Origin of the sequence: Paenibacillus sp. L3-i20 (genome assembly GCF_022180385.2) — a bacterium.
Classification (GTDB): domain Bacteria; phylum Bacillota; class Bacilli; order Paenibacillales; family Paenibacillaceae; genus Pristimantibacillus.
In genome coordinates this window covers 640,359-664,134 of record NZ_BQME02000001.1, presented here as the reverse complement: position 1 = coordinate 664,134, position 23,776 = coordinate 640,359, and the positions used below count along the sequence as shown (strand labels likewise).

Below are 23,776 nucleotides of genomic sequence, written 5' to 3'. Positions count from 1 at the left end.
GTCGATAGGCATAACTTTTGCTACAATGGAAGAAGATGGCTACACAATGAATGGGTGAAACGTATTGGAATGGATGATTTGGCTAGATTTTAGTATGTTTTTGGTGCTGTTGGGATTGTTTCTCTACGTATTTTCTTCAAGCTCCGTAACGGTTCTTCACCGAATCTATCTCTTACTACATGTCGTCTTCATGCTGTGGCCACTATTCCAATTTGCCTCGCAGACAACGGCTTTTGTTCCGTATAGGCTATTCTACCTATCTGCTTCGTACATAGTTCTTTCGTTGCTAGGTATCGGTTGGTTTTCTTTTATTTTGTTTTTGACCGGCCATTATTATGTCATTCGCAAAAGTCGCTTATTTTTGTTATCGATCCCTGCGTTCATTTCGATTACTGTTGTTTTATGGAACCCTCAAGGAATGTTCTTATCGGTTAATCCGATGCTCGAGCCATTGAAGCAGTTGCAGCATGGACCCCTCTATTGGGTTATGATCATTCAATTAATTATGTATATATCCGTGTCTCTTATTATTTTGTTGTATAAGATGAAGCGGAGAGATGACTCCATTCGCCATCGAAAGATGGTCCGGACGGCACTCAATGGTGTTTTTGTACTCACCTTTTTCGCAGTTTCAGATTTCTTTGTAAACGTTATCTATATTGAACATTTTACACGCTATATTCCGTTAGTATCGATAGGGATGACTGTAACAGCTGCATATATTGTTCATGCTATAAGCCGCAATAAAGTATTTGATATTATTCAGATCGTGCAAAGGGACGTCATGAATACAATGTCGATGGGCATAATCGTGATGGATGAAAATGATATGATCATCGAAGTTAATAAGGTCATAAAGCCGATTATCCGTCTGAGAATAGGTGATTTCTTTAAGCCGGAGGCACTTGCTTCACAGTTCAAAAAAGATACAGCGGACCAATTGCGGATGTTTTTTGAAGCGCAGCGTGTTCGTCCAATGGAACGTCAAGAGATCGAGTTAACGATTAATCTAGCTCAGAGCATGCATATCATTGTGCAGTCGGCTCCAATTATGAACCAAAAGAGGCGTATCGTAGGACGGGTATTAACTTTCCAAGATGTTACGGAGCTCCGTATGCTTGTAGAGGAAACCAATACACAAAATGAGCTTTTACATGAACGGAATAGGGAACTGCTGATCATGCAGGATGAGCTTTCTCAAGCTAATAAAAAGCTTGAGCATATGGCGATTACGGACGGTCTGACGGGCTGCTTTAATCGCAGATATATGATGCAACAATTGGAGAGCGAAGTTGTAACAAGTTTACGACAGGGTGTACCTTTTTCAATTTTTATTTTTGATTTGGATTACTTCAAGACCATCAATGACCGCTATGGACATTTGATTGGGGATGAAGTGCTTTGCAGTACCGTAGAAGCTGTACGCAGTGCACTCAGGCTCACGGATGTTTTGGCAAGATTCGGGGGAGAGGAATTCACAGTCTATTTGCCCCAAACGAATCGAGATCAAGCGGATATTATTGCGGAACTCGTTAAAAGTACAGTAGAGAAAAATAGGGTGCCTACTGGAAATGGTGATTGTACAGTAGCCGTTACTATTAGTATGGGTGTTGTTTCTATTGAAAGACATGACTCAACTGATCTTGAAGATCCAAAATCATTCCTCAGGGAGCTAATAGCGCAGGCGGATGCAGCTCTATATGAAGCGAAGTACAACGGACGCAATCAAATTGTTAACCGGAAGCTGGCATGAGGAGACTATGCTCAGTTAGGGGCCCTCTCTTCCAATTCATTTAATATTGTTATTTACTTATAGTTTCCTTCCTCTTACATGGAAAGTATAGACTTTGTCTGCTAAAATAGAGTTATCTGGCTTCAGGTATCTAGTAATGTTTAAAGGCGGGAGCAATCTGATGAGAAAAGTGCAACTTGGTTTAGTCAAGCCTGGAGACAAGGTTGCAAAGCCGATCTTTCAAGAAAACGGTAACGTGCTGCTTGGAGAAGGTGTCGAACTGAATGAACGATATATTAATCGATTGCAGATGTTGGGCATCGATTTTTTGTTCATCGAGGACGGTAGGACGACAGATATTATCCCGGAGGACAGTATCCGAGATGAAACTCGCAAGCAAGCCGTAAATACTATTTTCCAAACGATGAATTCCTTTAAGGATGAAGTTGTTACAAAAGGGCGTACAATCGCACCCGACATGGGTCGTAACTTCCGATCCGTATTCGGGAATATTATGCAGGATTTAGCGACTAGACCTAACATGCTCGTAAATTTGACCAGTATACATTCGATGGACGCGTATATATTCCAGCATTCATTTAATGTAGCGGTGTTGTCAGGCATTATGGGTATTGCCAAAGGGTTTAATCGAAATCAACTTGAAGAGCTTGGTATAGGAGCGCTTCTTTACGATATTGGAATGACGAAAGTATCGCCAAAGCTGCTTACACATACAGGGCGTTATTCAAATGAGGAACTAGAGCAACTGCGGACTCATCCAAAAGAAGGTTTCGATATACTGCGTAAATATCATGATATTTCTATCGTGTCAGCACATTGTGCATTGCAGCATCATGAGCGATTTAATGGTTCTGGTTATCCTCGTGGATTAAAGAAGGATGAAATCCATATGTATGCTCAGATTGTTGGTTTAGCGGATACATACGATGCGCTTGTTTCACCAAGACCTCATCGCAAAAGGTATACAACGAGCGAAGCAGTTGAGTTTCTATTTGCGGCGGGCGGAACTTTTTTTGATCTGGAACTTATAAGATTGTTCTGCAATCATATTTCTGTCTACCCAGTGTCAACAACGCTACTCTTAAGTACGGGACAGGAGGTTGTTGTATCGCTTAATAACGAACTGGCCGTACATCGTCCGCGTGTTAGGGTAATTAAAGAAGCCGACGGGACTATGCCAAAGTCACCGTACGACATTGAACTAAAAAATGAGCTTCACATTACAATTGTGAAGGAATTATAAACTGTACTGTTTTATTCCGAGCTTCTCTTGTTCCGGCTACGTGCCGTTAATAAGAGAAGCTTTATTACTTTCCTTATCCTGTATTTACTTTGATTATGTACATGATTAAGGTAAAATGATTAGAAATAGATTGCTTAGACGTAAGCAAAAGGAGATCGTACTCTTGGATGAGTTCGCGAGCATACAGCATTGGACGGGCGACCGACAAGGCGCCTGCTGGCAGCAGAAGCGAGGCGTTACTTTAGGTATTGGCGATGACACAGCGTCGATCGATATTGGATCGGCAGAAGACGGAATTGCCGGACCTAAGCAACTTTTGCTTGCTGTTGATACGATGGTTGAGAAGGTTCACTTTAACGATTCAACGATGAGCGATGAGGATATTGGATACAAAGCGCTTGCGGCTAACATTAGCGACATTGCAGCCATGGGTGGTATACCACTTCATGCGTTAGTAGCCATTAGCGTCCCTCCATCTTACAATGCTGAACGTATACGGCGTGTTTATGACGGTCTCTACTTATGTGCAGATAAGTACGGAATTGCAATTATCGGAGGGGATACAACCTCTTCACCGGAGTATTTGGTCATTACAGTTACATTAACGGGCACGATAGAGAAGAATGCTGAGATTAGGCGTTCAGGTGCCAAGCCTGGAGATGTTATATTTCTGACTGGTCCAATAGGTTTGTCAGCTGCGGGCTTGAACCTTTTGCTAATGACAAAGGTTGGAACTGCAAGGTCCAACTTAATAGAGGACGAGCTTTACAGAGCGTTGTTATGCGCACATCAACGTCCGTCACCTTCCGTTAAGGCGGGAAGATTATTACTCCATTCGGGTGCATGTCACTCTCTAAATGATGTAAGCGACGGATTAGCAAGCGAAGCGTGGGAAATAGCTGAAGCATCGGGATTGCGCCTTGTGCTGTATGAGCATAGGTTGCCTAAGGCTGGAAGTATGAGTGCATATGCGTCTATAGCAGGAGTGAACCCGTTAGAGTGGATGCTCTACGGCGGCGAGGACTACGTGCTGCTAGGCACGATGAGTAGTAAACTCGCGCCAGAGGTGCGGGATACATTTCATGCGGAAGGGTTGCCCTTTTATATTATCGGTGAAACGGAAGCCGGAGAACCAGCTGTAGAACTCCTAAGTATATACAATGACGGGGATGGTAAAGTGACCGTTTCAGGAAAAGGATCTGCCGCATCACAACAAGAAATTAGGCAACCTTTGCAGAAACGTGGCTATAATCATTTTCAGAGATGAACGGGTGGATAGAATGGAACAGAAGCGAGGACAAGCCGAATGGGAAGTCCACAGTTTACAAGATACGATAACATTTGCTAGACAATTGGCAGAACTCGCCAAACCAGGTGTCGTTATTGCACTGGATGGTGATTTAGGTGCAGGCAAAACTGCTTTTTCACAAGCATTTGCTGCGGCTATAGGTGTGCAAGGAGTCGTCAATAGTCCTACATTTACGATTATTAAAGAATATGAGGGAGCTGAGCTTCCTTTTTACCATATGGACGTATATCGTTTGTCACAGGAAGAAGCGGATGAGCTTGGACTTGATGATTATTTCTATGGCTCAGGTGTAACAATCGTCGAATGGGCGAGTCTCATCGAAGATCTTCTGCCGCCAAACCGACTTGCACTATTTATTGAGAACTTAGGCGGGGAAACGAGACGGTTTCGTATAACTGGATTGGGTGAACCTTATGCCGATTGGTGCGGCCAATGGAACATGATGGAGGAGACAGAATGATGGATGAACAAAAGGAATCTGCAATTATTGCGCTTGATACTTCGACAGCAGCAATGGCTGCTGCTCTTTTGAAGGGTGAAGAAGTGGTAGCCGAAATCCAGTCAGTGGCTGAGCGGAATCATTCTGTACATGTCATTACACATTTGAAGGAATTAATGCTTCAAGCGGGAATTTCTCAGGAACAGCTAGGGGCAATAGTTGTTGGTAATGGTCCAGGTTCTTATACAGGAATGCGAATTGCAGTAACTGCAGCGAAGACGCTATCTTGGGTGTGGAATAAACCGCTAGTCGGAGTGTCCAGTTTGGAAGCTATTGCTTATGGTGCTTGGCATAAAGGAATGGGAATAGAGACAGAAAGTGAACTTTCAGAAGATTTAGTAGAGCATTGGGTGCTGCCAATTATAGATGCAAGGCGTGGACAGGTGTATAGCGCTGGGTTTTCCATTGGGCGACAATCAGGATGGACGAGATGGCTGGATGATGGCGTTCGTTTAATGAATGATTGGGTTGATGAGATTGTCGCTGCGCTTGGCGCAAATGCAAGAAAACATGAAATAGTGATCTGGCTTGTTGGAGATTTGTCGTTGCATCTGGAATCAGCGGAAAAACTACGAGAGCATGGAAATTCGCAACAAGCTGATGTTCGACTGCTGCCATATATGCTGGAGGGACGATATTTAGCCAGATTAGGCAAGAAGAAGCTAGAAGCTGGTCAATTAGAAAACACACATACCTTTACACCTAACTATACGCAGCTCACTGAAGCGGAAGTGAAGCTTAAGGCGAAGCAAGCAGGTGAAGTATAACTGTGAGCTCAGTAGTAGACAACATCATATATCGTTCGATGACGTTAGAGGATATTCCTGCGATTATTGCGATCGAACAGGAGGCTTTCACTAGTCCTTGGACGGCGGAAGCTTTCACGAATGAGCTGACGAACAATATGTTTGCTCGTTATATGGTAATGGAAGAAAGCGGCCAAGTGCTCGGATATGGCGGTATGTGGATCATTATGGATGAGGCTCATATTACGAATATCGCAATCCGTTCTGATTTGAGAGGAAACGGACTTGGGCATAAGCTGCTGGAGCAAATGCAACGAACCGCTGTTTTTTTTGAAGCTGTTAGAATGACGTTAGAAGTTAGAGTGACAAATGAGCTTGCCCAGCATTTATACCGTAAATATGGGTTCCAGTCTTCTGGCATCCGTCCTCGATATTACTCGGATAACGATGAGGACGCGTTAATTATGTGGGCAGAGCTGGATATCGAGCGGTTGAAGACAGGAGAGAGCATGTTTTGAGCATACATGGATTAGATAAGGAAAAATTGTTGGCGCATGAAGATGCGCTAATACTGGCAATTGAAACAAGCTGTGATGAAACATCTGCTTCTGTTATTCGAGGCGGCAAACATATTTTATCTAATGTTGTATCTAGTCAGATTGAGATTCACGAACGATTCGGAGGAGTTGTCCCGGAGATAGCTTCAAGAAAACATGTAGAAACAATAACGTTAATTATAGAACAAGCTGTGGAGCAATCAGGATATAAGCTGACGGACATGTCGGCTATTGCTGTTACGCAAGGTCCTGGTCTTGTTGGTGCGCTGTTAGTAGGTATTGTAGCGGCAAAGTCTTTATCGCTCGCATTAGATATCCCATTGATCGGAACACATCATATCGCAGGACATATTTATGCGAATGAGTTAGTGCATGAATTGGAATATCCATGTATGGCGCTGGTTGTATCTGGTGGACATACAGAGCTTGTATTACTTGAGAGCGAAGGAAACTTCCAAGTTATTGGACGAACAAGAGATGATGCTGTGGGCGAGGCTTATGACAAAGTAGCGAGAGCTTTGCATCTCCCGTACCCTGGTGGCCCTCATATTGATAGAATAGCAGTTGAAGCAGAGAGTTCAATTACTCTTCCAAGAGCATGGCTTGAAGCGGATAGTTATGACTTTAGCTTCAGTGGATTGAAGTCAGCTGTTCTTAGTGTAATCAATCAGTCCCGTATGAAGGGATTAGTTCTTGACGAAGGCGCATTAGCACGGGGATTTCAGGAATCAGTTATCGAAGTATTAGTTACAAAGGCACTTCGTTCCGTTAAACACTATGGAGCAAAACAATTGTTGTTATGTGGTGGAGTAGCCGCTAATAGAGGTTTACGTGCAGCTCTTACAGAGCGGTGTAATGTGGAAGGCATTTCATTACTTATTCCTCCGGGAACGCTTTGTACAGACAACGCGGCTATGATTGGTGCGGCTGCTCATCTGAAACTTAAACGTAGAATTTTTACTAATCTTGATATGAAAGCTGATCCAGGACTTTCTCTTGAGCAGTGGTCTATTTAGGGGAAAAATAAAACAATGGGTTATCTGAATTGACAGATAATTATTGAAAGCATATAATAAGCAACAATACTTAAAAATCTCATAAAGAACAAACGCAATGAACAGGAATAGTAAAGCTAATCAGGTATTGCCTGAAGCGGGTAACTGCTGTAAGGTACAGAGAGCTGCGGGACGGTGCAACGCAGTCGAAGATTCGTTTGAAACTCGCCTGGGAGCGGAGTGATGGAAGCTTACAATGTCCGATGCCAATCGATGGTAGGACAGCGACAGTTACATGATTACGGTTAACCTTCGTGAAAGGGTTCATAAGTATCGGCATCCGGAGCTGGTCTTATGGTTAAGGTGGGCATACCTGTACGTTCGTTTTTGGTTCGTTGGGATGTCAACAAGGGTGGTACCGCGCGGGTCTTTATAGCCTGTCGTCTCTTGAATATAGAGATGACAGGCTTTTTTTGTTGTAAAAAAGTAGATGAAATTGACAACTGAATAGGCAACAAACGCTGAGAACAGGAGCAAGTAGAGTAAAGGTGGAAATAACGAAAGTGGTCGACACATCGCAAATGCGATTAGAGATCAAATTTCGTACAGAGAGCTGCGGGATGGTGCGACGCAGTCGAAGCCAATATTTGAAACTCGCCTGGGAGCGGATCGAGGGAACGGTGAACACATCCTGCGCAGATGATGTCGCCTTGTACTTCGTTACAGTTAACCTCTGTAATCGGGTCATAAGCGGGCTATTTTTTGCAAACGAATTTCTCGGATTTGAGAAATAAGTGAATTGCATATGAAATTAGCCAAGTAGAGTGGTACCACGGCATAAGCGTAAGCTTGTCGTCTCTTATTTTAGAGATGGCGAGCTTTTTTTGTACAAAAAAATTAGCATGCAAAAACTAGGAGGTAGTTTATGATGACAACTGAAACTAATAATGCAATGAATAAAATTCAAATTTTTGATACAACACTTCGAGATGGCGAGCAGTCTCCAGGTGCTTCTATTGCACCAGAGAGGAAAATTATTATTGCCCGCCAATTGGCTAAGCTTGGCATTGACGTTATCGAGCCGGGCTTTCCAGTATCCAGTCCTGGAGAGTTTGCCGCTGTTCAGCAAATTTCAAGGGAGTTGCAAGGGGTAGAAATAGCCGGTTTTGCAAGGGCGGTTAAAGGTGATATTGATGCGGCAGTTAGAGCAACTGAGGATGCAGCGCGCAGACGTCTTCATCTGTTTATCTCATCGTCGGATATTCATTTGAATCACCAGCTACGTAAATCACGGGATGAAGTGATACAAATTGCCCGTGACATGGTTGCTTATGGTAAACAGTTTGTGGAAGAGATTGAATTTTCGGCGATGGATTCCACGCGCTCTGGACGTGATTTTGTCATTCAACTCGTAGAAGCAGTCATTGCTGAAGGGGCAACGATTATTAATTTACCGGATACTCTAGGGTATGCTTTGCCGCATGAAGTAATCGATCTTTTCCAAGCAGTTCGAAAGGAAGCAAGAGGCGGCGACACGGTTCGATACAGCGCTCATTGTCATAATGATTTGGGGCTGGCAGTTGCCAACAGCATAGCTGCTATCCAAGGTGGGGCTACACAAATTGAAGTAACAGTGAATGGCATAGGCGAACGTGCAGGAAATTGTTCACTAGAAGAGCTAGTCATGGCAATCGAAACACGCAAGGATGCCCTGCATGTAGGGACGAATATTAATATCGGAGAAATTTATGAAACATCTCGGTTAGTAAGTAGAACGATGAACTTCCCAATCGCCTATAACAAGCCTATTGTTGGTCGTAATGCATTCCAGCATGAATCTGGTATTCATCAGGATGGTTTGCTTAAAAATCGTAACACGTACGAGATTATGGACCCGGAAGCAATGGGAATATCCCGAAGCATGATTATTTTGGGCAAACATTCTGGAAGTCACGCGATTAAGCATCGCTTGTCAGAATACGGGGTAGTTATGACTGCTGAGCAATTGAGAGATGTTTATAATCAATTCAAAGAATTGGCTGACAGACAAAAAATCGTTACGGATGATGAACTTATTCGCATAGCAGGCGATTTGACCAAAACTCAGCCTAATCCATTGGAACTTATAGATTTGAATGTTCATGCTGGTACACAGAGGTCGAGAAGCGCAACTGTTACAATTCGTGAAAATAGTTCTGGGGCAGAGAAGTCTTATATGGCTATCGGAGAGGGGCCTCTGGAAGCAGTTATTCAAGCTATTGGGCAAGCGATCCCACAATCGGTGGAGTTTGAAGATTTGGAGCTGCATTCCCTGTCTACTGGTGAAGATGCTCATGGGGAAGCTGTGGTAAGCATTATTTACAAAGGGAAAAGATTCCGTGGATCTTCGATTCACAAAGATATAGTATTGGCAGCTGCACAAGCTTATATCTCAGCATGTAATCAAGCAATGATGACAGTGGAAATCGTATAATTTCTCCTATAAGGGGAGAAAGAGCTCCATTTCCAGGATTGTGCACAAAGTTATGCACATACCTACATTTCCCTGTGTATAAATGTAAAAAATGCATATAGAATAAGGGTTTATGGAGATTATAGCCAAAATGTAAACGTGGATAGTTTTTTCACATACACACTGTGGATAGTGTGTACAACGTGGATAATTATCCACGTTCTTTATTGCGAATAAGTAATGACATAATAAGTCGTAAGTTTTCTGTATTCATTCGTTATATACATCGACAGAATTTACTAACAATTTAAGCCTTAATGTGGATAAGTCTGTGTATAACTCGATAATGACTATTAATATGTAGTGGATTCTATTGTTTAGGGCAAAATTGTCATATTGTTAATAAGTTTCTTGCTGTTGGAACGCAATTTTTATTGCGCAAATTACTAGTAATTTTTTCGGTGTAATCATCTGAGGGATACGATATCGTAAAAGAACTAATACGATCACGGAGGTAACCCGAGTGGATAGGCAAGCAATTATTCAGGTAGAGACTATAAGTAAGCATTACGGCGCGAATAATGCATTAAGAAAAGTATCCTTTCAGGTGAACCAAGGCGAACTATTTGGTATTACGGGTTCAGACGGAGCTGGGAAAACAACACTGTTGAAGTTATTGAAGGGCCAAGGTGTTCCCGACGAAGGTTTCATAATGGTATTAGATTACGATGTATATTCAGAGATTGAGAAGCTGCGGCAGCATTCGAAGTTATTTATGCACAGCACCTCTCACATCGATAAAATTACAGTGCGTGAAGCGCTAGAGGTATTTCAGAAACTTAATGAAAGCTCCGATAATGTTAATGCCGTCTTAAAATGTTTTGGGTTATTGCCATATGTAGATAGCATCGTCAAAAATTTATCAGTCGAATTGAGGCAGCGAACTTTATTAGCAACTTCGATGATCTATAATCCATCTATTATCTTTTTGGACGAGCCGACTACAGGACTTGATCCAGAAGCCAAAAGAGAATATTGGAGCTTACTTTCCGAGTTAAAAGTGCAAGGGAAAACAATCATTATTATTTCTCATGATATGTCAGAGATTCAATGTCACTGTGATCGAGTTGGAGTGATGAAGGAAGGAAGACTTGTCGTATGCGATTCTCCAAAAAAACTAATAGATCAGCTTCCAAGAGTAGGCCATACAATGGAGGCTGTATATATGTTTTATGCTGTAGGGTCGGAGGGAGGTTTTGAATCTTAATTCGGATAGTCATGAAGTAGGTGGTAACAAACTGTCCTCTGAGCGTCAGAGTATTTTGAAAAAAAGGATGGAAATGATCGCTCTAATTCTTATGAAAAGAAACGAAGGGATGCTTAAAAAAGGTAATAAAAAAGATGCTCCCATTATTAAATCATAGTATAATTGTCCTATTGTTGTACACATCGGAGGATTACCAATGATTGAACGTAATACGAGTATAGGCATTGAGATGCATCGATTGATTAGCAGATGGTTTACTGCTGAGCCTTTAGCGAAATATGCAATTGATTTTGTAGAAGAAAAGCTTAGAGATACATTGTCTTTTGGTGAGCTTACTTATATTCATTACCATATGTTTGATGGAAAAGGAGCTAATATTGATCAGGCAGTAGCAGCAGTCGAACTTTTTATTCTAGCTTCTGATATATTGGACGATTTAGAAGATGGTGATTCCCCCTCGAGAACATGGATGAAAATATCACAGTCCTTAACCCTTCATATTGCTACAGCTATGATTACTTTATCTCAACAAGCATTGCTTGAAAGTGTCTCCGACGAGGCACTTCGAGGACGAATAGCATCTATGATGAATGAGCAACTACTGAAGTCTGCGAACGGACAGATGATTGATTTAGAGAACAATATTAGCGATGATGAGTCCTATTTATATATGGTAGAGCAGAAGTCTGCATCTTTAATCGTGTGGGCATGTATGACAGGCGTCATGTTGACAGGGCATTCATGGAATGAGAAAGTAGCAGAATATGCTTCTCAGCTTGGTATAGCTTCTCAGATTCGTAATGACACTAGAGATTTATTGCGCTGGGATGAGAAAAGTGACTTCCTAAATCGTAAACGAACGTTATTAACGATTTATTTGTTGGAAGGTATAGATGAACAGGGCCAATGGATTGCAGATTATTTTTCTGAGCGGATTACGGAGTCGAGTATTCAAGGTAAAGAGAAGATATTCTATGATATCTGTGAAAACTCAGGTGCTGCATTGTACGGCTCTGTTATAAGCAGAATGCACTATAATAGGTTTGAAGAGCTATTATTAGAGATGAATATAGATGATAAATGGAAGAAAAAGTTGCTGAATATGTTGAAGTAACTGTAAAAATAGCGAAATCACGCAAAGTGTATTTCGGTAAATACGAATTATGTTTGCGTTTGCAGTCTAATGGAATATTGATATAGTATAAATGTACTAGGTAGATATTCACATTAATAATAGAGATGGAGGAGTTAAAATGCTAAAGGAAGTAATTCGTCAATTGGCAAACAGCAAAGAAAATATGTCTACGGTGATGGGTGGTCAATTGCAACTCGCTGGAGTCACTGTAGCAGAACAAAAGGCGCTGTTTGGAGAATTGAAAGATAAAAACGAAAAAAATAATGGATATTCATTCTTCTGGCAATAGCAGTTTGAAAGGTGAGGATTACATGAAAACTACTCCGCCACATCGCTTAAGTGTAATCCTCATTTCTTTACTCACTATCATTGTTTTACTCTACTTAACGTTTGTTATTGTTAGTGTTCCACCAATTGGGGCGGAGCTGCACAAGAGATCGGATGGCACCTACTTTGTTCTTTCTGTAGAACCTGCTAGTCATGCTAAAGTTAAAAGTATTGATGTTGGTGATCAAATAGTCGAAGTAAACGGAGCGCCAGTTGGAAAATATATTAATATATTGAAATATAATACGATTGAAAATGCGGATAATGTGCTTGTTATACATAAGAATGGGGAAAGAGAAATAATTTCTTTCTCAAAAGGTTGGTCAAATAATCGTTCAACTACAGAGATGATGATTCAACTTTATATTCCGGGTATATCTCTTCTAATCTTTTTTGCGTTTTCCGCTTTTTTATATGTGAAACGTAAGGATGATCAAGCTGCTATAATGTTAATTTTTTTCTTTATGGCAATAGGAATTGCTTATTATAGTTCGGCAGCTTCGTATCGTAGTGATCCGGTAGGATTATCAATTGTGTACATAGTTATTCCCATCATACCTCTCATATTCATGAATTTCATGAATATCTATCTCCGTCGTTTCGGTGTACAGTTTATTAATAAGAGACTATTAATTAAATTATTTATAATAGTTAGCCCGATAAGTGTAATAAGCGTATTATACATTTGGACAAATATATTTGATATCGAAGTTAGAAGGTATATAATCGCAGCCTATAGCGGAGTTGTGCTGATGGGTAATTTAGTATGTGTTTATTTGTTAATGACTCAATATATAAGGAATAGGCGCACAAGATTAAAATCATTGTCCAAGATCACGCTTATTTCACATCTAATCGCATTTTCCCCGTTTGCAATGTTGAACTTGATGCCTTTGCTTTTTACCGATCATCAAATTATTCCGGGTGCATTTACTGCGTTATTTTTATTTATATTGCCAGTCGTTTACTTCTACTTAGCGATGTCTAATCAATTGTTTGACATTGATTTTATTTTGACTCGTTTTAAATATTATGTGGCTCTTTCGTTGATACCAGCTACATTAGTCGCATCTGCATTGTCACTTATACTTCTCAAATTGAATAGAAGTGCTTTTTCAGAATGGCTAGTTGTATTTATAGTCATTTTTATTGGGATGATCTTATTCTTATATGTAAAAGAGCAAATTGATCAGCGGTTTCGCCCGCGATTATTTAAGGCAATGTACAGCTATCAAGATAGTTTGGATCGCTTCTCCCGCAGTATTGCAAAGGTAATGAAACAGGCTGATTTAGAAGGGGTTCTGAAACAAGAGATTAATGCACTATTGCCTGTTACTCGAATATCCTTTCTTATCGTGGACCAACTAGAAGAGACGGTTTATCCAATGGGCAACAGTCTAGAGGAGAGAATTACAGAAGATTTTCTTCTTGGTATTGTCACGACATTCAAACTGGGTGAATTAATTGATCTTCCTTACGGGCTGGGACTAATTATTGGAAAACAACGTTCAAGATATCATATTCTATGGATAGGCTTGAAGATGAATCATACACGCTTTAATTCCGACGAAATTAGATGGCTGAAGACAATGGCGAATTACTCTAGTATTGTATTTGAAAACCTCTATTTAATCGAAGGTTTAATTGAAGACTTGGAGTCGGAGGTTAAAAAGGAGCAAACGACTTCTCCATGGGTACTGCGAATGTTATTTTGCCTATCGGAGAATGAACGGCGGAAGTTAGCTGCAGATCTTCATGATTCTGCACTCCAAGATCAATTAATATGGTATCGTAAAATAGAGGCATTAATGATAGATTTTCCTATCTCAGGTAAGCTTGAGAAAGAGCTTGATGATATTAAAGAAGGTTTACTTGATGTAATTCATCAGATTCGTGAAACGTGCAACGAGCTGCGACCTCCATTGCTGAAAGAAATGGGCGTCGTTGAAGCTGTTGAATCTATAATTGAGCATACACAAATGAGAGTCAACTTCGAGGTGCAGTTCCGTCCACATTTATTTAATGGGCATTTGGATGAAGAAAGAATTACCGCTATTTATCGGATTGTTCAGGAGCTATTGCGTAACGCAAATAAACATGCCTCTGCAAAGCTTGTGCAGCTTGATCTTGAGCTTCGAGAAGAAACACTATTTTTCCGTTATCAGGATGACGGTATTGGCATGGAAATGAGACATATGGTAGAGTCGTTTGAACATATGGGTCTGTCAGGAATTAAAGAACGAGTAGCCAGTCTTGAAGGAGATATTTCATTCTACTCTGAGCCTGGAAAGGGTTTGGAGGTCATTATTCTTATGCCGATAACCATGTCCAATGGAAGATCGGAAAGGGGATTATTACGTGATTCGTATCTTATTAGTTGATGATCATCCTTCTGTTGGAGAAGGTACTAAAACAATGATCGAGCAAGATAACGAGATGGTAGTAACGGTTGCTTTGTCTGCTCTGGAGGCGCTTAGTAAAGTTCAAACAGAACCATTTGATCTTATTTTATGCGATTTGAATATGCCAGGTATAAGCGGTTTGGAGTTAACGAAACGTCTCATACACTCTGATCCGGAATGGAAAGTCATTATTTATTCTGGATATGAAATTGGGTCGCACTTTAATCTCTTGGTGGAATGTGGTGTTTCGGGATTCATCTCCAAGACGGCTTCTAGAGAGCAATTGCACAACTCTATACGTTGTGCTCTGCGAGGGGAGGCGGTAATCCCAATTTCTCTATTAAAGCAGCTCCGAAGAAACGAGGTTGCTATCTCTAGGGCAGAGCTGTCGGTTCAGGATGTTTCGATCAATGAAAAGGAAATGAACATTCTTAACGAAGTAGCTGGAGGTATTAGCAACAAGGAGTTAGCTGCTAATCTTCATGTCAGTCAACGAAATGTAGAATATCAGCTTACCAAAATATTTGAGAAGCTCAATGTGAGATCTAGATCAGAGGCGATAAAAGAAGCGAAGAGGCTTGGGTTAATAAGTTTGGAGCAGTATTAATGATAGACAATATATGAAGAGGGGGATGTCCGGAAGTCATTTTAGACTTATTGGACACCCCCTCTTTATTTATTACATAAGTTGCTCCCATTGCTCATATGCCGAAGATAGGAAGGATTTACGTTTTTCAATTTCTTCTTGAAGCTCTTGAATGCGAATATAGTCGTTAAATACGGCGGGATCTGCTAACTGCTCTTCTAGTTCAGTGATAGCTGTCTCTAATGTCGATATTTCGTCTTCTAATTGTTCGAGCTTACGCTTTCGGTTACGTTCCTCTCGTTTGGCTTGTTTTTCAGCTTCATAAGAGCCCGGAGAAGGAGCATCGGTCGTTTGATTCGGTTTTTTTTGAGTGCTTTTCTCCTCTAACGATTCGATTAATGCTTCTTCTATTTCACGTTTTTTGTCCAACATTTCGTCATAATTGCCCAGGAAATGCTGCGTGCCTTCTGGCCCTAGTTCGACAATTCGTTCAGCCATCTTATTTAAGAAATAACGGTCATGGGAGATGAAGAATAATGTGCCTTCGTAATCGAGCAGCGCTGCTTCGAGAACTTCTTTACTGAATAAATCCAAATGGTTGGTAGGCTCATCCAAAATAAGTACGTTAGCTTGCGCCAGCATTAGCTTGGCTAATGATACACGTGCTTTTTCTCCACCACTAAGTGACGATATTCGTTTCAAGACATCTTCTCCACTAAATAAGAAGTTGCCCAACACTGTTCGAATTCTGGCTTCCTCCATATGGGGATATGTACCCCATACTTCCTCAAGGACGGTATTTTGGCCGGTAAGCCGAGTATGCTCTTGATCATAGTAACCAAGCTTAACGTTTGTCCCGAATTGAATGGTTCCTGTAGCTGGCTCTAGTTGACCGACTAGCGCTTTCAGTAGTGTTGATTTGCCTATCCCGTTAGGACCAATAAGAGCTACAGTTTCACCACGAGTTAATTGAAAGTTAACGTTGTTAAATAACGGCGCATTACGACCCGGGAAAGTAACAGAAAGCTGGCTTACATTTAAAACGTCCTTGCCTGTCATTCGCTCTATTTCAAAGGTGAAGTTCGCTTTTTTGAGATCGCCTAGCGGTCTGTCCATTTTGTCCATCTTATCAAGCGCTTTACGTCTGCTTTGGGCACGTTTCGTTGTTGAAGCTCGTACAAGGTTACGCTGAATAAACTCTTCCATTCGTTGAATTTCATCTTGTTGCTTCTCAAAATGTTTTAACGTAATTTCGTATTCAGCTTCCTTCAGCTCCAAGTAACGACTATAGTTACCAGTGTAGCGTTTAGCAACATGACGTTCGATCTCAACAATTGTATTTGTTAAGGCATCCAAAAAGTAGCGGTCATGAGAAACAACAACGATAGCTCCAGGATAGCCGCGCAAATAAGATTCTAGCCATGTTAACGTCTCAATATCAAGATAGTTGGTCGGCTCATCCAGCATTAATAAGTCGGGTGATTGCAACAAAATTCTTGCTAAAGCAAGACGTGTTTTTTGTCCGCCGCTTAGTGTGGAAATTTGTGTGTTAACATCAAAATGGCCAAATCCCATACCATGAAGAACACTATTGATCTTCGTATTGATTTCGAAGCCGCCTTGCTCACGGAACCAGTCTGAACGTTGCGCGTATCTCTCAAGCGTGGCGGCGTACTTCTTTTCATCACTGTGATGTTCAGGGTCTGCAATTTTGTTTTCTAACTCACGGAGTTCTTTTTCAGTTTCTATAAGGGTTGCGAATACTGCTCTCATTTCTTCTATTATCGAGCGATCTGATTGCAGTCCGCTGTTTTGTGCCAAATAACCTAATCTAGTTTCTTTAGATTTATGGATATCACCAGAGTCGGCTGATATTTCTCCAGCAATAATTTTTAGTAGTGTAGATTTACCGGCACCATTTACTCCAACGAGACCTATACGGTCTTTCTCTAGAACTTGCATTGATATATGAGATAACACGGCGCTAACGCCATAATTTTTTGAAATATTGGAAACCTGCAATAACATATCGAAATCTACGCCCCTTCATTGCATCGATGATTTCCTTCTAGTTTACCACAAACTAGCGCTTCCATTGGCGAAAGTTGTATAACAATGGTACACTACATGTAAGTTTATTTGATGACGGGAAGAAGGATGGATGAGAGGTTATGGCTACTGGAAACGGGATAACTAATAAAGCCGCCTTTCGTACTAGACTGTCAATGTTAAGAAACGCAATAGATGTAGATACTCGGTCAAAATGGTCATCAAGCGCTTGCAGACATTTAGCTAATTTGGTGGAGGAACGAAGCATTAAATCCATCTTGGTCTATGTGTCTTTTCGAAGTGAATTGGACTTAAGAGATTTTGTAACTTGGTGTTGGCAGAATGGGCTGGATGTTATAGTGCCCAAATGCATTGAGGCAGATCATTCTATGACGTTGCACAGACTAAGAGACTGGAATGAGCTAAAGAAAGACTCTTTTGGCATACTAGAACCTGATCCTGATCTTTCTCCTGCGCTCCAACAATCTTTTATGCTTGATATGATTGTCGTGCCTGGATTAGCGTTCGATCTTCAAGGTGGTCGAATGGGCTATGGCGGTGGATATTATGATCGATTGGCAGAATCGTTATTGGAATCATCTAACTACAGGGATAAAAAACTGTTATGGATCGGTGCTTCGTTCGAAGCTCAACTTGTAGAACATGTGCCTTCTGAGGTTCATGATTTGCGATTGGACGGCGTAATTACGGAGAAATCGACCTATATGTACATAAATTGATTTAAGAGAAATGAAAGGGCGAACCATATGGAGTTAACGCACTTCAATGAACAGGGCAGAGCCCGAATGGTCGACATTTCCGATAAGGAAGTTACGTCAAGGGAAGCGACAGCTCATACTACAGTATCGATGGATAGCTCGACACTGACTCGCATTAAAGAAGGTAAGATTGGCAAAGGTGATGTACTTGCTGTTGCTCAGGTTGCAGGTATTATGGCAGCCAAAAAAACATCAGAGTGGATTCCAATGTGCCATCCACTACCGCTTACAGGCATCAACATTGTTTTCAGCGATAATGGTTTGGATGAGCTTTATATAGAAGGAACAGTTAAGACAAAGGGTAAAACAGGGGTCGAAATGGAAGCGTTAACGGCAGTGTCTGCTACCGCTCTGACGGTATATGACATGTGCAAAGCGTTGCAAAAGGACATGGTCATCGGGCCGACGCAGCTATTAGCGAAATCTGGCGGCAAAAATGGGGATTATCAACGTCCAACAACCCCTTGATCGAAATAGAGATAGGAGGAATGGGAGATGCAGTGGAAGGTTGCGCTACTAACAGCTAGCGACAAAGGCTCGCGCGGTGAACGCGAGGATACGTCTGCACAAGTTATTCGAGAGCTTATCGAGGAAGAGCTAGGCGGCGTAATTGTGGATTACAGAATAGTACCCGATGAGCAAGACGAAATTATGGCAGCATTGATCGAGATGACGGAATATTTTCAAGCGGATCTCGTGCTGACAACGGGTGGCACTGGACTTGCTCCACGTGATATAACACCAGAAGCTACGCTCAGAGTAATTGATCGACAGGTTCCTGGACTCGCTGAAGCGATGCGTATGGGGGCATTGCAGAAGACGCGACGTGCAATGTTATCACGCGGCGTATGTGGAATACGAGGTAGCTCGCTTATCGTTAACTTACCAGGCAGTCCGAAGGGAGTTCATGAAAGCCTTATGGCTATTATGGATCAGCTGCCCCATGCGCTAGGTATTTTGTCTGGCCAATTTGGAGAGCATAACGGATGATTATGGAAGATGAAACCGATAATATCATTAGGATTGGGATATCAACTAAACTAAAGGAAGTACCCGTTCATGATGCTGTCGGATTACGATTAGCACATGATTTGACACGTATTATTCCTGGGCAATTTAAAGGAAGGTTGTTCAACCGGGGGCATCTCATTAAAGAAGAGGATATTCCTAGTCTGCTTGATATCGGCAAAGAGCATATTTACGTTATGGAACTAGGCGACGAAGATTTACACGAGGATGATGCAGCTATTCGTATGGCAGAAGCGCTTGCGAGTAGTGATCTCAATCTCACTCTTCCTCATGAAGGAAAAGTAAGTTTGAAGTCATCTATAATGGGACTAGCTCAAATTGATCAAAGCATCGTTGAGGCCATTAATGAGCTTGGAGAGATTGCTTTAGCTACTGTGAAAAACAATGCTGTCGTTCAAGTTGGCGGACTGTTGGCAGCAACAAGAGCCATTCCACTTGTTGTACCGAAGAGGAAGGTTGAAGAGGTAGAACGCCTTGCTAGAGCATTTCGTGAGAAGCATGATGGCGCCGCGCCTATTCATATTCGTTCTTTGCGCAAGTTTAAAGTGGGGTTGCTGACAACAGGAAGCGAAGTGTTTAACGGTAGAATTCAAGATAAGTTTGGACCAGCAGTTGCATTGAAACTGAGTGCTTTGGGGTCTGAGGTTGCTGAACAGCGTTTCGCTCCAGATGATCGACAAATAATTGTCAAGGAAATACACTATTTGCTTGATCAAGGGTATGATATGATACTCGTAACGGGTGGGATGTCGGTTGATCCAGATGATCGTACACCAGGAGCTATTAAAGCTGCGGGTGCCGATATTGTCAGCTATGGAACACCAATGTTACCCGGCTCAATGCTTCTTATGGGCTACATAGGCGAAGTGCCGATTATGGGCTTGCCAGGTTGTGTCATGCATGATCCTTATACGTCCTTCGATGTGTTATTGCCAAGAATACTCGCTGGTGATATCATCGTTCGCAAAGATATTGTGGAGCTTGGTTATGGCGGCTTACTTGGCTGTTAACAACTAAATTCCAAGCTTGGACATGCTTTATACATTCAATGATTGATAATGAGATTAGGAGGCAAAGAAATGGGTGGATTAGGTGCATCAGGTGTTATCCTGCTTGTTCTTATAGCCTTGTTGCTGTTTGGTCCAAAAAAACTGCCGGAACTCGGCCGGGCATTCGGAAAAACGCTACGCGAGTTCAAATCAGGTGCTCGTGAAATGATGGACGATGACGATTACAAGGATAAAGACAAAAGTCGTATTGAAGTGAACCGGACAGAAAATAACGAGAAGGAAAATAAGCGGTTGCCGGATTAATCGGGCCCGCTTTTTTCTTGCAGGTATAGATTATTAGGAAGGAGGCGGCATATAGACAATGTCGATGGACAACAAGAAGCAGGAAACGGCTGGCAGCAAAGGGTTCATTCGGGAAGATGGGTTGATGCCGCTGTTCGAGCATTTAGGGGAATTTCGAAAACGTCTTATCTACGTCATTATTGTACTGACTATAGGTCTTATACTTGGATTAACTGTCGCACAACCGGTGTATGATTTTCTAATGACGCAACCTCCAGCAGACGATACACTTTCCTTACATACGTTCTCGTTATGGGATGGTATTGGCATGTATATGAAAATTGCATTCGTAATTGCGTTAGTGATTACACTGCCTTTTACCACATTCCAATTATGGTCGTTTGTAAAACCAGCACTTAGGAAACATGAGCAACGTTCGACGCTAAAGTATGTACCATTTGCACTTATAATGTTTTTAATCGGTTTGTCATTTGCTTATTTTGTCGTATTTCCGCTAGCGTATGATTTTACTCGTGCCATTGCGGCAAAATTGGATTTGACGGAAACGTATGGCATTATCCAATATTTTTCATTTATGTTTAGCATATTAATACCGATTTCACTATTATTCGAACTACCGTTATTAATTATGTTCCTGACAGCTATCCGGATCGTCAACCCAATAAGATTGCGTAAAATGCGGCGTCTTGCCTACTTCATTATGGCAGCAATTGGGGTAATGATTACACCACCGGACTTTATTTCGGACGTGCTTGTTATCATTCCGCTTATTATTTTGTACGAAGCGAGTGTGTTCTTCTCCGGAATTATTTACAAGAAGCAGCAAGTTGCTGATGAAAAGTGGGATGAGGAACAGGATGAAGAATAAGTCTAAGGGACTAATTGAAGTGTAAGTTGTAGGTTAGGAATATAACAATTTCATACGTACATCGTTATATAAAAGGTGAGCTGTCGTTTCTAATGAAACGGCAGCTTTTTTTGTGCTTGACAAGAGGAGTGTATCAAGAACATAATTTAAACAGTTGTTTTAAACGATTGTTTAATTTAGTGAAATGGAGTGGTTTAAATGGGATCAGCATTAAAAGCGTTTATGAAACGTCCAACAACATGGGTTGGTATTATAACGGCATTGATGTTTCAAATTATTTTTTCGGTCATTTGGATGACAGGTTATAATGGAGTGACGGATCGTGTAGATACATTGCGAATTGCAATCGTAACGGAAGATGCCGGTATGGGAAAAGAGATAGCCGCAAACTTGGTAAAGGGACTGCCTTTCGACATGGTTCAGTTGGATTCTCTAGAATCGGCGAAAGAAGAGCTGAATGAACGGAAATTACAGATGATTGTTCATATCCCTAGCGATTTTTCTAAACAAGTCGCAATGATTGAAGGCCAAGCAAGCTTACAATACTATATCAATGAATCGAACCCTGCTTTAATCAAAAGCATTATGAGCGGCGCCGCGGCGCAAATTACGGCAGAAGTAAACAAGAATGCTGTTTCCATGGGTATTATGCAAACAATCACTGCTATGAACGTACCAGTGGAACAGGCTGTAGCTACTTCGGAAAGTTTGTCTGAACGGGTAAGGTCTGAATTCCAATCATCTAATATTGTTCAAGGGATGAACAATCAAATGGTGCCGATGATGATGGTGCTTGCATCTTATGTTGGGGCAATGATAATGGGAATGAATTTGGAGCAATCCTCTATAGCAGTCGCAGGAAGCATCAGTAAATGGAGGAGATTCGGTGCAAGGAGCTTCATAAATATAATTTCTGCTATCGTGGTTGCTTTAGTTGGTTCGACGTTACTTCTTGCATTAGGCGGGCAAGTTGAAGAAGGGTTCTTACAACTATGGGGATTCCAACTGCTGTTTGTTCTAACGTTTATGTTTGTTTCACAAATGTTCTTGTATGTGCTGGGAATGGCGGGTATGCTCTTTAATATTATGCTGCTTTCTGTACAACTTGTAGCGTCAGGTGCGATAGTTCCCCGTGAGTTACTGTCAGATTTCTACACGAGCCTCGGAACGGGTTTGCCAGCAACTTACGCTGTAGACGGTACGATGAATATTTTGTTCGGAGGACCTAGTGTTGGAGCCGATGCGGGGATGCTTATCTTAATTAGTTGCATAGCGGTTGCTATAAGTGCAGGTGCTGTAGCTGTAAAAGGTCAATACGTTCGTGAGGCACAAGCGATTATAGCCAATCATAAAGAATAACATTCATAAGAAACAGCATGGAGGACGTTCATGAAGATTGCTGACGATACAGATATTAAAATTCGAATTTTGCTTGCGGCGAAGAAGTTAATTGCAAAACAGGGATATGACGGAACGACCATTAGACAAATTTGCGATGAGGCAAGCGCTAATGTAGCGCTGGTCTCCTATCATTTTGGCGGAAAAGAAAATTTGTACAATGCGCTTTTTGAAACATTTATTCCTAACGATAGAATTTCTAGTGTCGATAGAGAGCTGCATCCTGTTCTTGGAGTTAAGCTTATTATTCGCGAAGTCTCTATGTTCCGGTTCTCTGACCCAGAGATCATTAGTATTATTCAACAAGAGATCGTTATGAATTCACCTCGTATTGAATTAATTAGACAACATGTTATGCCGATGTGGAGATTACTTCAAAAGTGGGTAGGTGAGGGACGGGAGCAAGGGTATTTTCACTTTCGTTCCCTTGATACTACTTTTATGTCGATTGTAGGTGCGTTGCTGTTCCATAGGCATCAGAAATATTGGATAGAGATCAATGTTGAAAAGCTGCCAGACATAGAATCATTGATCGAAGATTTGACCGATTTTATTATGAATGGTTTGCATTATAGGGACGAGTAATCGCTTTAGAGGTGCACATAAGCTTTTCTTTTTCTTAAGTAGCGCAAAAATACTGAAAAATAAAACCAAGCACTTGAAATCGACCGTGAAAATAGGTATGATAAAAACAGTTGTTAGCACTATCCGCTTATGAGTGCTAACGAAATGTTAATAAGCGACAATTATCGAGGGAGGCTATTTTCAATGATTAAACCTTTGGGTGAACGCGTATTGATCGAACCAATCGCGAAAGAAGAAACAACTGCGAGCGGCATCGTGCTGCCGGATACGGCTAAAGAAAAGCCGCAAGAAGGAAAAGTTATAGCTGTTGGTAGTGGATCGCTTAAAGACGGCGTTCGCGTTGCATTGGAAGTAAAAGAAGGCGACCGCGTTCTATTCTCCAAATACGCAGGCACAGAAATCAAATACGAAGGTAAAGAGTATTTGATTATGAAAGAAAGCGACATTCACGCGATTTTCGAATAATAAAGTAAATTCGTATACA

25 protein-coding genes are annotated in these 23,776 nt (G+C 41.4%); 24 read left to right on the top strand and 1 reads right to left on the bottom strand.

The window, feature by feature from the left end; all coding sequences use genetic code 11:
• Window positions 1–73: 73 nt before the first annotated feature.
• The 15 genes from MFF31_RS03290 to MFF31_RS03220 all read left to right on the top strand — a co-directional run bounded on the left by MFF31_RS03290 (window position 74) and on the right by MFF31_RS03220 (window position 15,292).
• The gene (locus MFF31_RS03290; RefSeq protein WP_238188469.1) at window positions 74–1,753 is read left to right on the top strand and encodes a histidine kinase N-terminal 7TM domain-containing diguanylate cyclase; all 1,680 of its coding nucleotides are present in this window, start codon (window positions 74–76) and stop codon (window positions 1,751–1,753) included.
• Between the two features lie 160 nt (window positions 1,754–1,913).
• Window positions 1,914–2,996: an HD-GYP domain-containing protein gene (locus MFF31_RS03285; protein WP_238186698.1), complete on the top strand. Its 1,083-nt coding sequence runs from the start codon at window positions 1,914–1,916 to the stop codon at window positions 2,994–2,996.
• 163 nt (window positions 2,997–3,159) lie between these two features.
• A complete protein-coding gene (thiL, locus tag MFF31_RS03280; RefSeq protein WP_238186697.1) occupies window positions 3,160–4,263 on the top strand; it encodes a thiamine-phosphate kinase in 1,104 nt (367 codons plus the stop codon).
• 13 nt (window positions 4,264–4,276) lie between these two features.
• A complete protein-coding gene (tsaE, locus tag MFF31_RS03275) occupies window positions 4,277–4,765 on the top strand; it encodes a tRNA (adenosine(37)-N6)-threonylcarbamoyltransferase complex ATPase subunit type 1 TsaE (protein ID WP_238186696.1) in 489 nt (162 codons plus the stop codon).
• Window positions 4,762–5,571, top strand: a complete 810-nt coding sequence (gene tsaB, locus MFF31_RS03270; protein ID WP_238186695.1) for a tRNA (adenosine(37)-N6)-threonylcarbamoyltransferase complex dimerization subunit type 1 TsaB — start codon at window positions 4,762–4,764, stop codon at window positions 5,569–5,571. The genes tsaE and tsaB overlap by 4 nt, the downstream gene beginning before the upstream one ends.
• A gap of 2 nt (window positions 5,572–5,573) precedes the next feature.
• Window positions 5,574–6,068: a ribosomal protein S18-alanine N-acetyltransferase gene (gene rimI / locus MFF31_RS03265; protein WP_375541268.1), complete on the top strand. Its 495-nt coding sequence runs from the start codon at window positions 5,574–5,576 to the stop codon at window positions 6,066–6,068.
• Entirely contained in the window at window positions 6,065–7,123 is a 1,059-nt protein-coding gene (tsaD, locus tag MFF31_RS03260) for a tRNA (adenosine(37)-N6)-threonylcarbamoyltransferase complex transferase subunit TsaD (protein ID WP_375541267.1), read from the top strand. Before rimI ends, tsaD begins: the two co-directional genes overlap by 4 nt.
• A 527-nt stretch (window positions 7,124–7,650) precedes the next feature.
• Entirely contained in the window at window positions 7,651–7,896 is a 246-nt protein-coding gene (locus MFF31_RS03255; RefSeq protein WP_238186694.1) for a hypothetical protein, read from the top strand.
• A 158-nt stretch (window positions 7,897–8,054) separates the two neighbouring features.
• Window positions 8,055–9,575 carry a 2-isopropylmalate synthase gene (locus tag MFF31_RS03250; RefSeq protein ID WP_375541297.1) on the top strand — a complete coding sequence of 507 codons (1,521 nt, stop codon included), beginning with the start codon at window positions 8,055–8,057 and terminating at the stop codon, window positions 9,573–9,575.
• Between the two features lie 502 nt (window positions 9,576–10,077).
• On the top strand, window positions 10,078–10,821 hold the full coding sequence (locus MFF31_RS03245) for an ABC transporter ATP-binding protein (RefSeq protein WP_238186693.1): 744 nt from the start codon (window positions 10,078–10,080) through the stop codon (window positions 10,819–10,821).
• Window positions 10,811–10,978, top strand: a complete 168-nt coding sequence (locus MFF31_RS03240; protein ID WP_238186692.1) for a hypothetical protein — start codon at window positions 10,811–10,813, stop codon at window positions 10,976–10,978. The genes MFF31_RS03245 and MFF31_RS03240 overlap by 11 nt, the downstream gene beginning before the upstream one ends.
• Window positions 10,979–11,017: 39 nt before the next feature.
• Entirely contained in the window at window positions 11,018–11,935 is a 918-nt protein-coding gene (locus MFF31_RS03235; protein ID WP_238186691.1) for a polyprenyl synthetase family protein, read from the top strand.
• A 139-nt stretch (window positions 11,936–12,074) separates the two neighbouring features.
• On the top strand, window positions 12,075–12,245 hold the full coding sequence (gene comX, locus MFF31_RS03230; protein WP_238186690.1) for a competence pheromone ComX: 171 nt from the start codon (window positions 12,075–12,077) through the stop codon (window positions 12,243–12,245).
• Window positions 12,246–12,267: 22 nt separating this feature from the next.
• On the top strand, window positions 12,268–14,664 hold the full coding sequence (locus MFF31_RS03225) for an ATP-binding protein (RefSeq protein WP_238186689.1): 2,397 nt from the start codon (window positions 12,268–12,270) through the stop codon (window positions 14,662–14,664).
• A complete protein-coding gene (locus tag MFF31_RS03220) occupies window positions 14,642–15,292 on the top strand; it encodes a response regulator transcription factor (RefSeq protein ID WP_238186688.1) in 651 nt (216 codons plus the stop codon). The genes MFF31_RS03225 and MFF31_RS03220 overlap by 23 nt, the downstream gene beginning before the upstream one ends.
• A 72-nt stretch (window positions 15,293–15,364) precedes the next feature.
• On the opposite strand, the gene MFF31_RS03215 is transcribed toward MFF31_RS03220, so the two are convergent.
• On the bottom strand, window positions 15,365–17,299 hold the full coding sequence (locus tag MFF31_RS03215) for an ABC-F family ATP-binding cassette domain-containing protein (RefSeq protein WP_238186687.1): 1,935 nt from the start codon (window positions 17,297–17,299) through the stop codon (window positions 15,365–15,367).
• A gap of 143 nt (window positions 17,300–17,442) precedes the next feature.
• On the opposite strand from MFF31_RS03215, the gene MFF31_RS03210 reads away from it, so the two are divergent.
• The 9 genes from MFF31_RS03210 to groES all read left to right on the top strand — a co-directional run bounded on the left by MFF31_RS03210 (window position 17,443) and on the right by groES (window position 23,757).
• The gene (locus MFF31_RS03210) at window positions 17,443–18,060 is read left to right on the top strand and encodes a 5-formyltetrahydrofolate cyclo-ligase (RefSeq protein ID WP_238186686.1); all 618 of its coding nucleotides are present in this window, start codon (window positions 17,443–17,445) and stop codon (window positions 18,058–18,060) included.
• A gap of 27 nt (window positions 18,061–18,087) precedes the next feature.
• On the top strand, window positions 18,088–18,567 hold the full coding sequence (gene moaC, locus MFF31_RS03205) for a cyclic pyranopterin monophosphate synthase MoaC (protein ID WP_238186685.1): 480 nt from the start codon (window positions 18,088–18,090) through the stop codon (window positions 18,565–18,567).
• Window positions 18,568–18,594: 27 nt separating this feature from the next.
• Window positions 18,595–19,089 (top strand): MogA/MoaB family molybdenum cofactor biosynthesis protein, encoded by a 495-nt coding sequence (locus MFF31_RS03200; RefSeq protein ID WP_238186684.1) that lies wholly within the window; start codon window positions 18,595–18,597, stop codon window positions 19,087–19,089.
• A complete protein-coding gene (locus MFF31_RS03195) occupies window positions 19,086–20,138 on the top strand; it encodes a molybdopterin-binding protein (RefSeq protein ID WP_238186683.1) in 1,053 nt (350 codons plus the stop codon). The genes MFF31_RS03200 and MFF31_RS03195 overlap by 4 nt, the downstream gene beginning before the upstream one ends.
• Before the next feature lie 69 nt (window positions 20,139–20,207).
• Window positions 20,208–20,441, top strand: a complete 234-nt coding sequence (tatA, locus tag MFF31_RS03190; protein WP_238186682.1) for a twin-arginine translocase TatA/TatE family subunit — start codon at window positions 20,208–20,210, stop codon at window positions 20,439–20,441.
• 64 nt (window positions 20,442–20,505) lie between these two features.
• Complete coding sequence (gene tatC / locus MFF31_RS03185; protein WP_238188465.1) at window positions 20,506–21,309, top strand: twin-arginine translocase subunit TatC; 804 nt, start codon at window positions 20,506–20,508, stop codon at window positions 21,307–21,309.
• 198 nt (window positions 21,310–21,507) lie between these two features.
• Complete coding sequence (locus MFF31_RS03180) at window positions 21,508–22,668, top strand: YhgE/Pip domain-containing protein (RefSeq protein ID WP_238186681.1); 1,161 nt, start codon at window positions 21,508–21,510, stop codon at window positions 22,666–22,668.
• A 30-nt stretch (window positions 22,669–22,698) separates the two neighbouring features.
• A complete protein-coding gene (locus MFF31_RS03175) occupies window positions 22,699–23,292 on the top strand; it encodes a TetR/AcrR family transcriptional regulator (RefSeq protein WP_238186680.1) in 594 nt (197 codons plus the stop codon).
• A 183-nt stretch (window positions 23,293–23,475) separates the two neighbouring features.
• Window positions 23,476–23,757 carry a co-chaperone GroES gene (groES, locus tag MFF31_RS03170; RefSeq protein ID WP_238186679.1) on the top strand — a complete coding sequence of 94 codons (282 nt, stop codon included), beginning with the start codon at window positions 23,476–23,478 and terminating at the stop codon, window positions 23,755–23,757.
• Window positions 23,758–23,776 lie beyond the last annotated feature (19 nt).